Annotated in this window: 9 protein-coding genes; 8 read left to right on the forward strand and 1 reads right to left on the reverse strand. The window is 67.4% G+C overall.

What is annotated here, in order from left to right:
• The first annotated feature begins 209 nt into the window (after window positions 1-209).
• The 8 genes from gcl (at window position 210) to ACZY0R_RS35975 (ending at window position 11,951) form a co-directional block, all read left to right on the forward strand.
• Entirely contained in the window at window positions 210-1,985 is a 1,776-nt protein-coding gene (gene gcl, locus ACZY0R_RS35940) for a glyoxylate carboligase (RefSeq protein ID WP_488865181.1), read from the forward strand.
• A gap of 130 nt (window positions 1,986-2,115) precedes the next feature.
• Window positions 2,116-2,898: a hydroxypyruvate isomerase gene (gene hyi, locus ACZY0R_RS35945; RefSeq protein WP_488865183.1), complete on the forward strand. Its 783-nt coding sequence runs from the start codon at window positions 2,116-2,118 to the stop codon at window positions 2,896-2,898.
• A 52-nt stretch (window positions 2,899-2,950) separates the two neighbouring features.
• The gene (gene glxR, locus ACZY0R_RS35950; protein WP_441636848.1) at window positions 2,951-3,877 is read left to right on the forward strand and encodes a 2-hydroxy-3-oxopropionate reductase; all 927 of its coding nucleotides are present in this window, start codon (window positions 2,951-2,953) and stop codon (window positions 3,875-3,877) included.
• A gap of 89 nt (window positions 3,878-3,966) precedes the next feature.
• Window positions 3,967-5,280: a glycerate kinase type-2 family protein gene (locus ACZY0R_RS35955; protein WP_488865185.1), complete on the forward strand. Its 1,314-nt coding sequence runs from the start codon at window positions 3,967-3,969 to the stop codon at window positions 5,278-5,280.
• A 62-nt stretch (window positions 5,281-5,342) separates the two neighbouring features.
• Window positions 5,343-6,821: a pyruvate kinase gene (gene pyk, locus ACZY0R_RS35960; RefSeq protein ID WP_045242300.1), complete on the forward strand. Its 1,479-nt coding sequence runs from the start codon at window positions 5,343-5,345 to the stop codon at window positions 6,819-6,821.
• 101 nt (window positions 6,822-6,922) lie between these two features.
• Window positions 6,923-7,816, forward strand: coding sequence for a KPN_02809 family neutral zinc metallopeptidase (gene ypfJ, locus ACZY0R_RS35965; protein ID WP_488865187.1), 894 nt, complete (start codon window positions 6,923-6,925; stop codon window positions 7,814-7,816).
• A gap of 137 nt (window positions 7,817-7,953) precedes the next feature.
• The gene (locus ACZY0R_RS35970; protein WP_488865189.1) at window positions 7,954-8,709 is read left to right on the forward strand and encodes a TetR/AcrR family transcriptional regulator; all 756 of its coding nucleotides are present in this window, start codon (window positions 7,954-7,956) and stop codon (window positions 8,707-8,709) included.
• Between the two features lie 143 nt (window positions 8,710-8,852).
• Complete coding sequence (locus ACZY0R_RS35975) at window positions 8,853-11,951, forward strand: efflux RND transporter permease subunit (RefSeq protein ID WP_488865191.1); 3,099 nt, start codon at window positions 8,853-8,855, stop codon at window positions 11,949-11,951.
• Window positions 11,952-12,185: 234 nt separating this feature from the next.
• Here ACZY0R_RS35975 and ACZY0R_RS35980 read toward each other — a convergent pair whose 3' ends face one another.
• Window positions 12,186-12,536, reverse strand: a complete 351-nt coding sequence (locus ACZY0R_RS35980; RefSeq protein ID WP_488865193.1) for a hypothetical protein — start codon at window positions 12,534-12,536, stop codon at window positions 12,186-12,188.
• Window positions 12,537-12,782: the final 246 nt, after the last annotated feature.

The raw sequence follows: 12,782 nt of genomic DNA on the forward strand, positions 1-12,782 counted from the left end.
CACAACGTATGGCAATAGCGCGGGCCCGGCACCGTCCGGCGACGGTGGTTTCAGTGCCGCGCGGCCGTATTCCATATCACAGGTATCGAATCAACTGATCTCCCTTCCCTTTATCCCAACCCGCTTGCGGGAATAGCATGGGCTCCAACAGTGATTCGCAGGAATTCACAGCTTTTCACAAAACATCGCATCAACGATTGGAGACAGACATGCCGAAGATGAGAGCAGTCGACGCGGCCATCGCCGTGCTGGAAAAAGAAGGTATCACTACCGCGTTCGGCGTGCCCGGCGCCGCCATCAACCCGTTCTACTCGGCCATGCGCCGTGCCGGCACCATCGACCATTTCCTGGCCCGCCACGTGGAAGGCGCCTCGCATATGGCCGAGGGCTACACCCGCGCGGAGGCCGGCAATATCGGCGTGTGCATCGGCACCTCGGGTCCCGCCGGCACCGACATGATCACCGGCCTGTACTCGGCCTGGGCTGACTCCATTCCCATTCTCTGCATCACCGGCCAGGCGCCGCGCGCCCGCTTGTACAAGGAAGACTTCCAGGCCGTCGATATCGAATCGATCGCCAAGCCGGTGACCAAGTGGGCCGTGACCGTGCGCGAGCCGGCGCTGGTGCCGCAAGTGTTCCAGCAAGCCTTCCACCTGATGCGCTCGGGCCGTCCGGGTCCGGTGCTGATCGACTTGCCCTTCGACGTGCAGGTCGCCGAAATCGAGTTCGATCCGGAAACCTACCAGCCGCTCGCCCCGTACAAGCCGGTTGCCTCGCGCCCGCAGATCGAGAAGGCCATCGCCATGCTCAACGCGGCCGAGCGCCCGCTGATCGTGTGCGGCGGCGGCGTGATCAACGCCGATGCGGCCGAGCTGCTGGTGGAATTCGCCGAACTGGTCAACGTGCCGGTGGTCCCCACGCTGATGGGCTGGGGCGTGCTGGCCGACGACCACCCGCTGCAAGCCGGCATGGTCGGGCTGCAGACTTCGCACCGCTACGGCAACGCCACGATGCTGGCCTCGGACTTCGTGCTCGGCATCGGCAACCGCTGGGCCAACCGCCACACGGGCAGCGTCGAGGTCTACACCAAGGGCCGCAAGTTCGTGCACGTGGATATCGAGCCTACCCAGATCGGCCGCGTGTTCGGTCCGGACCTGGGCATCGTCTCCGACGCCAAGGCCGCGCTGGAACAGTTCGTGGAAGTGGCGCGTGAAATGAAAATGGCCGGCCGCCTGCCGTGCCGCAAGAGCTGGGTGGCGGACGTGCAGAAGCGCCGCCGCACCATGCAGCGCAAGAGCGACTTCGACAACGTGCCGGTCAAGCCGCAGCGCGTGTACCGCGAGATGAACCAGTACTTCCCGCGCGATGTGCGTTATGTGTCCACCATCGGCCTGTCGCAGATCGCCGCCGCGCAGTTCCTGTCCGTCAACGAGCCGCGCCACTGGATCAACTGCGGCCAGGCCGGCCCGCTGGGCTGGACCATTCCCGCCGCGATCGGCGTGAAGGTGGCCTCGCCGGAATCGGATGTGGTGGCCATCTCGGGCGACTACGACTTCCAGTTCATGATCGAAGAACTGGCTGTGGCCGCGCAGTTCAAGGTGCCGTACATCCACCTGGTGGTGAACAACTCCTACCTCGGGCTGATCCGCCAGGCGCAGCGCAATTTCGAGATGGACTACTGCGTGCAACTCGCCTTCGACAACATCAACTCGCCCGAACTCAACGGCTACGGCGTGGACCACGTGAAGGTGGTGGAAGGCCTGGGTTGCAAGGCGATCCGGGTGTTCAAGCCGGAGGACATCGCACCGGCCTTTGCCGAAGCCCGCGACCTGATGGCCGAGTTCTCGGTGCCGGTGGTGGTGGAAGTGATCCTGGAACGCGTGACCAATATCGCGATGGGCACCGAGATCGACAACATCAACGAGTTCGAGCCGATCGAAGACATCGAGGAAGCCATCCTCCGCGAAGAAGTGGAAACGGCGTAAGCATCGCAGGCTGACAAGCGCGGGCCATGAGCCCGCGCGCTTTCTGCAAATCAGTACCGCTGCATCAGCGCGCCCCCAATCACCGCATCCGCGCGAGCGGAACCACAAGACAAGTCATCCGGAGACATCTATGCCAAAACTTGCCGCCAACCTGACCATGCTGTTCAACGAAGTGGCCTTCCTCGACCGCTTCGAAGCCGCCGCGCGCGCGGGCTTCCGCGGCGTGGAGTTCCTTTTTCCGTACGCCTTCCACGCTGACCAGATCGCGGACCGGCTCAACCGCTTCCAGCTCGACCTGGTGCTGCACAACCTGCCGGCCGGAAAGTGGGAAGCGGGCGAACGCGGCATCGCCTGCCACCCGGACCGCGTGGGCGAGTTCCAGGACGGCGTGGGCGAAGCGATCAAGTACGCCAAGGTGCTGGGTGTGCGCCAGCTGAACTGCCTGGTCGGCATCCAGCCGCAGAACGTCAAGCACGAGCAGGCGCAGGAAACGCTGGTGGAAAACCTGCGCTTCGCGTCGCAGGCGCTCGCCGCCGAGCAGATCGATCTGCTGGTCGAGCCGATCAACACCTTCGATATTCCCGGCTTCTTCCTGTCGCGCACGCAGCAGGCGCTGGACCTGATCGAACAGGTCAACGCGCCCAACCTCTACGTGCAGTACGACATCTATCACATGCAGCGCATGGAAGGCGAAATCGCCGCCACGCTGAAAGCGCATCTTCCGAAGATCAAGCACGTGCAGCTGGCCGACAACCCGGGCCGCAACGAGCCGGGCACCGGCGAGCTGAACTATCACTTCCTGTTCAAGTGGCTCGACGAGATCGGTTATGGCGGCTGGGTCGGCTGCGAGTACAAGCCGCGCACGACCACCACCGAAGGCCTGGGCTGGCGCGCGGAACACGGCGTGCAGTAAGCGGAACCAGTAAACCCACAAACATTCAACGATCGCATCAAGGAGACATCACATGGCAAACCAACGCAACGTCGGATTCATCGGCCTGGGCATCATGGGCGCACCGATGGCGGGCCACCTGCGCGCAGCCGGCCACACGCTGTTCGTGCACGACGTCAACCCGGCGCCGCAGGCACTGGTCGATGCCGGCGTCACCGTCTGCACCAGCGCCGAGGAAGTCGCCAAGCGCGCGGACATCATCGTGATCATGGTGCCGGACACCCCGCATGTGGAAGCCGTGCTGTTCGCCGAGAAGGGCGTCGCTGCAGCGCTCAAGGCTGCCGGCAAGGAAGCCGCGCACGGGAAGATCGTGGTCGACATGAGCTCGATCTCGCCGATCGCCACCAAGGACTTCGCCGCGCGCATCAACAAGCTGGGCGCAGCCTACCTGGACGCACCGGTTTCCGGCGGCGAAGTGGGCGCCAAGGCCGCATCGCTGACCATCATGGTGGGCGGTCCGCAAGAGTCGTTCGACGAGGTCAAGCCGCTGTTCGACCTGTTGGGCAAGAACGTGACGCTGGTCGGCGGCAACGGCGACGGCCAGACCACCAAGGTGGCCAACCAGATCATCGTGGCGCTGAACATCCAGGCCGTATCCGAAGCGCTGCTGTTCGCCTCCAAGGCGGGCGCCGATCCGGCGCGCGTGCGCCAGGCGCTGATGGGCGGCTTCGCGGCTTCGCGCATCCTGGAAGTGCACGGCGAGCGCATGGTCAAGCGTACCTTCGATCCGGGCTTCCGCATCGAGCTGCACCAGAAGGACCTGAACCTTGCCCTGCAAGGCGCCAAGGCGCTGGGCGTGGCGCTGCCGAATACCGCCACCGCGCAAGAGCTGTTCAACACCTGCGCCGCCAACGGTTGGGCCAAGCAGGATCACTCGGCACTGTGCCGCGCCATCGAGATCATGTCCAACCATGAGATCGCCAAGGGCGGCGCCAAGTAAGCCAGCAGCACCATCATGGCCTGCCCTGGCAGGCCAGCATCATTCCCCGGCCGTGCGCGGCCGGGGGAGCCGCACTTCCGGATTCCGTCATGCTCGCCACCGATTCCCACTCCGCCCTGCGGGTGCCCCAGCGCCCGGCCGGTCTTTCCGATCCACGCGCGTTGCTGCGTGACTTGTTCGATACCGCGGTCGCCGCCGTCAGCGCCAGCCATTGCCTGCCGCCGCAACTGCCGCCGCCGCCTAAGGGCCGCACGGTGGTAATCGGTGCGGGCAAGGCGGCTGCCGCGATGGCGCAGGCGGTGGAGACGCACTGGCAAGGGGAACTGTCGGGGCTGGTGGTGACGCGCTATGGACACGGCGCGGCGTGCCGCCGCATCGAGGTCGTGGAAGCCGCGCACCCGGTGCCCGATGAAGCCGGCCAGCGCGCCGCGCAGCGCATGGTGGAACTGGTCAGGGGCCTCACCGCCGACGACCTGGTGCTGTGCCTGATCTCCGGCGGCGGCTCCGCGCTGCTGGCCGCGCCCGCGCCCGGCATCACGCTCGCCGACAAGCAGGCCGTGAACCGCGCGCTGCTCAAGAGCGGCGCCAACATCGGCGAGATGAATTGCGTGCGCAAGCACCTCTCGGCGCTCAAGGGCGGGCGCCTGGCGTTGCACTGTGCGCCGGCACGCGTCGAGACCCTTTTGATTTCCGATATTCCCGGTGACGATCCCACGCTGATCGCCAGCGGCCCAACCCTGCCCGACGCCACCACCTGCGCCGACGCGCTGGCGGTGATCGCCAAGTACGGCATCGAAGTACCGGCCAATGTGCGCGCGCACCTGGAGAGCGGCGCGGGCGAAACGCCCAAGCCTGGCGACGCGCGTTTCGACGGCCATCGCAGCGCCACGCTTGCCACCGCGCAGCAATCGCTGGAAGCGGCGGCGGCGCGTGCGCGCGAACTTGGCTTCGAGGCGCACATCCTGTCCGACAGCATAGAAGGCGAATCGCGCGACGTGGCGCTGGTGCATGCCGCCATCGCGCGCCAGGTCGCGCGGCACGGCCAGCCGTTCCGGAAGCCCTGCGTGATCCTGTCCGGCGGCGAAACAACGGTGACCGTGCGCGGCAGCGGCCGCGGCGGGCGCAATGCCGAATTCCTGCTGGCGCTCGCCGTCGCGCTGGACGGCCTGCCGGGCGTGCATGCCATTGCCTGCGACACCGACGGCATCGATGGTTCCGAAGACAACGCCGGTGCGTTGCTCGCGCCCGATACGCTGAACCGTGCCTCGGCGCGCGGACTGTCTGCGCGCGCGCACCTGGGCAACAACGATGGCTACGGTTTCTTCGCCGGCCTGGACGACCTCATCGTCACCGGCCCGACCCGTACCAACGTGAATGATTTCCGCGCCATCCTGATCGTGTAAGCCACGTGTTTGAACAAGGGCGCGCCCTGGGCGCGCCGCCCGAGATTGGAAGAGGAGACAAAATGAGACGCCAGCGCAAAGCCAAGATCGTTGCCACGCTCGGACCGGCCAGCACCGACATCGAAGTGATCCGTCAGTTGTTCGAAGCCGGGGCGGATGTATTCCGCCTGAACTTCAGCCACGGCTCGCACGACGACCACAAGCGCCGCTACGATGCCGTGCGCCAAGTCGAAGCCGAGACCGGCCGGCCCATCGCCGTGCTGGCCGACCTGCAAGGGCCCAAGCTGCGCATCGGTACCTTTGCCGCGGGCAAGGTCGCGGTCAAGGCCGGCGACGTGTTCGTGCTCGACAGCGATCCCGGCCCGGGCGATGCTACCCGCGTGCACCTGCCGCATCCGGAGCTGTTCCGCGTTGCCGCGCCGGGACAGTCGCTGCTGATCGACGACGGCAAGGTGCAGCTGAAGATCGAGTCGGTGGCCAGCGGCAGCATCGTCACGCGCGTGGTGAACCACGGGACGCTTTCCGATCGCAAGGGCGTCAACGTGCCCGACGCGGTGATCCCGATCCCCGCGCTGACCGAGAAGGATCGCAAGGACCTCGACTTCGCGCTGGAACTCGGCGCCGACTGGATCGCGCTGTCCTTCGTGCAGCGTCCGGCCGACATCGTGGAAGCGCGCGAGATCATCGGCACCCGCGCCGGCGTGCTGTCCAAGATCGAGAAGCCCGCCGCGCTGCAGCAGCTGGAAGAAATCGTGCGCGTCTCCGATGCGGTGATGGTGGCGCGCGGCGACCTCGGCGTGGAGCTGCCGCCAGAGCGTGTGCCGGGCGTGCAGAAACGCATCCTGCGCATCTGCCGTCAGCACGGCAAACCCATCGTCATCGCCACGCAGATGCTGGAATCGATGATCGATTCGCCGGTGCCCACGCGCGCCGAAGCCTCCGACGTGGCCAGCGCCATTTATGATGGCGCCGATGCGGTGATGCTGTCGGCGGAATCGGCCAACGGCCGCCACCCGGTACCGGCGGTGGCGATCATGGACCGCATCATCGCCGAGGTGGAGCGCGATCCGCTCTATCGCAACCTGCTGGACGCGCAGCACGAGGCACCGCTGTCCACCCGGCAGGACGCGATCTGCGCCGCGCTGCGTGAAGTCACGCAGATCATCGGCGCGGTGGCCACCGTGACCTACACCTCGTCGGGCTCCACCGCGCTGCGCGCGGCGCGCGAGCGGCCGCACGCCCCCATCGTCAGCATCACGCCGAACCTGGAGATCGCGCGGCGGCTGGCGCTTGCCTGGGGCGTGCATTCCACCGTCAGCCCCGATGTGCAAAGTGTCGACGAGATGGTGAACGCGGCCACCCGCGCCGCGCTGGCCGAAGGCTATGCCGCGCCGGGCGACCAGATCACCATCGCGGCCGGCATGCCGTTCGGCCAGGGCGGCACCACCAACCTGCTGCGGGTGGCCGAGATCGGTGGCACGGAGCCGGGAAAGGCGCTTGCGCTTGGCGCCGGCAGCACGGTGCCGGCGGTTACGGCCTGATACACCACACGCATGCGCCGGCGCCAACGCCGTTGCTATACTGATCGACACACTGCGGCCACTGTCCGGCCACAGCGATCAACCAGCAATGCGGAGCCACCATGCGTCTCGATGACGAAGCCGAAAGCCAGAATGTAGAAGACCGCCGGGGAGAAGGTTCCGGCGGTTTCGGTGGCTTCGGCGCGGGGCCCAAGACGCTCGGCATCGGCACCATCCTGGTGGCGCTGGCGGCGTCGTATTTCTTCGGCATCGATCCTTCCGTGATCATGCAGGGCGCCTCGGTGCTGCAGGGTTCGCAGCAACAGGCGCCGCAGCAGCAGCATGTGCCCAGCCATCCGCCCGCCAACGACCAGATGACGGTGTTCGTGCGCAAGGTGCTGGGCAACACCGAGCGCACCTGGTCGCATATTTTCGAGACTGACCTCAACCGCCGCTACGCGCCGCCCACGCTGGTGCTGTTCTCAGGCGCCACGCCCACCGCCTGCGGCACCGGCGAGTCGGCCATGGGGCCCTTCTACTGCCCGGGCGACCAGAAGGTCTATATCGACCTGGCCTTCTACGATGAACTGCGCCGCCGCTTCGGCGCCGGCGGCGACTTTGCCCAGGCTTATGTGATCGCCCACGAAATCGGCCACCACGTGCAGAACCTGCTCGGCGTGTCCGGCAAGGTCGACGCCGCGCGCCGCCGCATGGGCGAGGCGCAGGCCAACCAGTTGTCGGTGCGCGTAGAGTTGCAGGCCGATTGCCTGGCCGGCGTGTGGGCCGCCACCGCGGAGCGCATGAACCAGCAACTGCTGGAACCTGGCGATATCGAAGAAGGCCTCAAGGCCGCCGCCGCCATCGGCGACGACCGGCTGCAGAAGCAGGCCCAGGGCTACGTCGTCCCCGAAGCATTCACCCACGGCACCAGCGAGCAGCGCACGCGCTGGCTGCGCCAGGGACTGACTACCGGCGATATCCGCAAGTGCGATACCTTCGCAGCCCGGCAACTCTGAGCCCCGCGCGTCCGCTTTGACCGGCCGATGGCAACCGGCCGGAAGCCCGTCCCCCCACCAGGGCGGGGAAAGTAAAAGTGCCTGATCCGTGGTGTAAACATTGTTCACAAAGTGACTGAGTGTTTATAATCGCGGCCATGCCCTCCGCCCGCCCGCCGCAATACAGCCTGCAAGCCCAGCCCGCCGCCGTGCCGTCCGGCAGCGCGCCAGCCGTGCCGCTTGCCGCGCGCGCCGGCGTGCCTGTGCGGCCGCCCGCTGCACGTGCGGGCGGCGCCGCGCAGCGCCGCGAGAGCGTGCGCGAGGCCTTCTTCAACGCCGCCCGCGCGCTGTTCGCGGAGGCTGGCTTCGCCGGGGTCACGCTGCGCCGCATCGGCGAGCGCTGCGGTTATAGCGCCGCTGCCATCTACCGGCATTTCGAAGACAAGACCGCACTGCTGTTCGAGGTGTGCGCGCAGGACTGGGTACGGCTGGCGGCCGCGCTGGCCGAGGCCCGGGCCGCCGCCGGCGCGCCCTCCGGGGTCCTGCCGGCGGTGCTGGACGCTTACGTGGCGTGGGCCCTGGCCAATCGCCACAGCTATCACCTGATGATGATGATGGGCCTGCCGGCCGATGCCGAACGCGCCATCGACCAGCGCTGGCGCGAGCGTTTCCCCGAGGACCCGGTGGCCGCCGTGCTGCTGGCTTGCGTGTGCGACCAGCAGGCCGCCGCGCTGATCGATGCCGGGCATCACCCCGGCGACGTCACCGACGCGCTGTGGACCGCCGTTCACGGACTGGCCGCGCTCGACATCACTTTCGAGCACCTGCCGCGCGAGGACCGGCAGCCGCTGGCGCATCGCCAGCGGGTGTTGCTGGCGGCACTGTTGCGTGGTTTCGCACCGCCTGCCCGTTAGGGGCGCCGGACCCCACGGCAACCCTCTCCCCTCCTGCTGTTCCGCCTCACGGCGCTATCCGGACAGTTAGCGCGCCGTCCCACGTTCCATCGCACCGGATCCGCGGCCCGTTGTCGCGCCGGTGCCAGACAACCGAATCTGTCATGGCGTCCTTTTTCCTTCGCCGGCCCGCCTTCGCGTGGGTAATTGCCATCCTCACCATGGTGGCGGGCCTGATCGCCCTCACCCGCATTCCCATCGCCCAGTATCCGGCGGTGGCGCCTCCCACAGTGATCGTCTATGCCGACTATGCCGGCGCTTCGGCACGCACCGTGGAGGACGCCGTGACCGCCGTGCTGGAGCAGCAGATGCACGGCATCCCCGGCCTGCTCTACCTCGATGCCAGCAGCGAGGGCGGTGCCGCCACCATCACGCTGGGTTTCCGCCAGGGCACCGACGCGCAGCTGGCGCAGGTCAACGTGCGCAACCGCGTCATGCAGGCGGAACCGCTCTTGCCGGAAGCGGTGCGCCGCGGCGGCATCTTTGTGGACCAGGCCAGCAGCAGCCCCTTCATGTATGTCTCGCTGGTCTCCGATGGCGGCCAGCTCGACGAAACCGCGCTGGGCGATTTCGCCGCCGGCTCGCTGCTGCCGATGCTGCGCCGCCTGCCCGGCATCGGCAAGGCCGAGCCTTATGGATCCGAGTACGCCTTGCGCATCTGGTTCGATCCGGACAAGCTCAACGCCTACGGCCTCACCGCCGCGGACGTGGAGCAGGCCATCAGGGCGCGCAACGGCGATGTCACGCCCGGCCAGCTTGGCAGCGCGCCGGCGGTGCCGGGCCAGCCCTTCCAGGCGCTGGTGCGCCCGCCCCGGCCGCTGAGCGATCCGGAAGCGTTCGAGCGCATCGTGGTGCGCGGCGGCAGCGACGCCTCGCTGGTGCGGCTGCGCGACGTGGCACGGGTGGAACTGGGTGCCAGCGACTACCGCTACGGCTCGCGCCACGATGGCCACGTCGCGGCATCGATCGGCCTCAAGCTGGCGGATGGCGCCAATGTGCTGGCCACATCGCGCACCGTGCGCGCGGCGCTCGATGAAGCCGCACGCAGTTTTCCGGCGGGCGTGCGCTATGAGATCTCGTCCGACAGCGCGCAGTTTGTCGAGCGTTCCATCTGGCGCGTGCTGACCACGCTGGGCGAAGCCACGGTGCTGGTCTTCCTGATCCTCTACCTGTTCCTGGGCAACCTGCGCGCTACGCTGATTCCGGTGATCGTGGTGCCGGTGTCGCTGCTTGGCACCGTCGCCTGCCTGTACGCGTTCGGCCTCTCGCTGAACGTGATCACGCTGTTCGGCGTGGTGCTGGCGATCGGCATCCTGGTGGACGACGCCATCGTGGTGGTGGAAAACGTCGAGCGGATCATGCGCGAGGAAGGCGTGGATGCGATGGAAGCGGCGGCCCGCTCGATGCGCGAAGTGTCCGGCGCGCTGCTGGCGGTCACGCTGGTGCTGTGCGCAGTCTTCGTGCCGATGGCGTTCATGGGCAGCGCGGTCGGCGTGATCTACCGGCATTTCGCCATCACGCTGGCGATCTCCATTGCCTTCTCGCTGTTCTTCGCGCTCTCGCTGGCGCCGGCCATGTGCGCCAGCCTGCTGCGCCATGCGCCGCATCCGGTGCGCGGGCCGCTGGCGTGGTTCGAGCGCGGTTTCGCGGCATTTACCGCGCGCTATGCTGGAGGGGTGCAGGCGCTGCAGCGCCGCCGCCTGCGCTGGCTGGGCATCTACCTGGCTCTGGCGGTCGCTGGCGGCGTGCTGATATGGCAGATCCCCGCCGGCTTCCTGCCGGACGAGGACACGGGCGAACTTGTGATCGATGTGGAACTGCCGGCAGGCTCCACCCAGGAGGAGACGCGCACCACCGTGGCGGCGCTGGAGAAGTGGCTGCAGGCCGGCAAGTATCCGGTGCGCTCTACCTTTGCCGTGCTGGGCTGGAGCAATTCCGGCAGCGGCGAACAGCGCGCCAGCCTGTACCTGGCACTGGAAGACTGGGAGCGGCGCGGTGCCAGCGAGCGCGCTGACGTGATACTGGCGAGGATGACGGCCGCGCTGGAGGACTGGCCAGGGCGGGGACGCGCGCAGCTCTACGCTTATGGCGGCGCTACCTTGCCCGAACTGGGCAGCACCGGCGGCCTCGACATGCGGCTGGTTGCACAGCCCGGCACCGGACGCGAGGCGCTCTTCGCCGCCCGCGACAAGCTGCTTGCCGCGGCCAGGGACGAACCCGCGCTCGGCGAGGTCCGTGCCACCACGGCGCAGCCCGCGCCGGCACTGGACCTGCGCATCGACTACGAGCGCGCGCGCAGCTTCGGCGTAGAGCCCGAGGCCATCCACCATGCGCTGTCCGCCACGCTGGGCTCGCGCTACGTCGACGAAGTGGCGCGCGAAGGCCGTATCCGCCGGGTGATCCTGCAGGCCGACGCGCCTTACCGGATGAACCCTGCCCACCTGTCGCGCGTGCACGTGCGCAACGAGCGCGGCGGCATGGTCTCGCTCGGCGCCTTCGCCGAACTGGTGTGGGGCAAGGGTGAAGCCACACTGGAGCGGTTCAGCGGACTCCCCTCGGTACGCATCAACGCCGACGTGGCGCCGGGCCACAGCACCGGCACGGCGATGGAGCGGCTCACGGCCATGGTCCGCGAACTGGGCGGCACCTATGACGTGCGCTGGACCGGGCGCGCCTTCGAGCAGCAGCAAAGCGGCGCGCAGGCGCCCTGGCTGTTCGCCTTGTCGTTGCTGTTCATCTTCCTGTGCCTGGTGGCGCTCTATGAAAACTGGACCCTGCCGCTGGCGGTGCTGTTGATCGTGCCCGCGGGCCTGCTTGGCGCGCTGGCGGCGATCTGGCTGCGGGGGATGCCGAACGACGTCTACTTCAAGGTGGGCGGGATCGTGATCATGGGGCTGGCGGCCAAGAACGCCATCCTGGTGGTGGAGTACGCCGAGCAGTTGCGCCGCGGCGGCATGGGGCTGGTCGAAGCCGCCAGCCAGGCCGCCCGGCAGCGGTTGCGTCCGGTGGTGATGACATCGCTGGCCTTTATCCTCGGCGTGGTGCCGCTGGCGATCAGCACCGGCGCGGGCGCGGCGGCGCAGCGCGCGGTCGGCACCGGGGTGCTGGGCGGCATGCTTGGCGCGACCGTGATCGGCGCGCTGGCGGTTCCCTTGCTCTATGTCCTGATCGGGCGCCGGCGTCCCCGGCGCGAGCGGGAATGACGGGCGCGTGCCAGCCTTTGAGGCGCTATGGAATAAAGCGGGATGAACTGCGGAACGGCCGGAGGGGTTGAATGTACAGCGGGAGGTACAGCAGGAGCGGCGGGGAAAAATCACCCGCCCGGCGGGAGAGAGAAGGAGGAGGAGGTCAGCCGGGCAGGTGGGAGATAAAGCGGGAAAACAGGTGCATAACCGAGGCGGCCACCTAAGTGGCCGCCTGGTAACACGAGGTCTGGATCAGACCTTGTAGCCGTACAGCGATCCGTCGCCGGAGCGCGAATTGTCCAGCGAGCTGGCTGAGATTTCACCACTGAAGGCGCGCGCGCCGTCGGTGAACGTATCGAATTTGCCGGCCTTGGCGCCGTCGGTGAACGTATCGAACTTGCCGGCCTTGGCGCCGTCGGTGAACGTATCGAACTTGCCGGCCTTGGCGCCGTCAACGAACGTATCGAACTTGCCGGTGCGCAACGCATCGGCATAAACGTCGAACTTGCCGACCTTGCTGGTGGCAGGGGCTGCCAGTGCCGCGGCCGATCCGGCCACCAGAAGCACTGCTAACGCGCTGCCCAGGATGCGTTTGGCATTCATTTGGGACTCCTTCAACTGATTGTTTCGTCGCTTTTTGTTTTAAGCCGCAGTTACTTGCTGCTCTTTGGCAATCTATGTTGCTATGCGAGCACGGACTGAAGATTAGTGGCTGGGCGCGCAAGGAGAAATACCACTGCGACGAATGGTGCGTTGCGAGTCGTGAAACGCTGGAAGTGCGGACGAACGGCGCGGATTAGCCGCCGGATGGCGCTGCCGGGACGTGGAAACGGAGTGGCGCAAGCGCCT

It is taken from the genome of Cupriavidus sp. F041, from assembly GCF_057814235.1.

Coding starts and splice junctions, on each gene's coding strand:
- pyk (WP_045242300.1), top strand. CDS start 5,343: ATGAGACGCCAGCGCAAAGCCAAGATCGTTGCCACGCTCGGACCGGCC.
- gcl (WP_488865181.1), top strand. CDS start 210: ATGCCGAAGATGAGAGCAGTCGACGCGGCCATCGCCGTGCTGGAAAAA.
- glxR (WP_441636848.1), top strand. CDS start 2,951: ATGGCAAACCAACGCAACGTCGGATTCATCGGCCTGGGCATCATGGGC.
- ypfJ (WP_488865187.1), top strand. CDS start 6,923: ATGCGTCTCGATGACGAAGCCGAAAGCCAGAATGTAGAAGACCGCCGG.
- ACZY0R_RS35955 (WP_488865185.1), top strand. CDS start 3,967: ATGCTCGCCACCGATTCCCACTCCGCCCTGCGGGTGCCCCAGCGCCCG.
- ACZY0R_RS35980 (WP_488865193.1), bottom strand. CDS start 12,536: ATGAATGCCAAACGCATCCTGGGCAGCGCGTTAGCAGTGCTTCTGGTG.
- ACZY0R_RS35970 (WP_488865189.1), top strand. CDS start 7,954: ATGCCCTCCGCCCGCCCGCCGCAATACAGCCTGCAAGCCCAGCCCGCC.
- ACZY0R_RS35975 (WP_488865191.1), top strand. CDS start 8,853: ATGGCGTCCTTTTTCCTTCGCCGGCCCGCCTTCGCGTGGGTAATTGCC.
- hyi (WP_488865183.1), top strand. CDS start 2,116: ATGCCAAAACTTGCCGCCAACCTGACCATGCTGTTCAACGAAGTGGCC.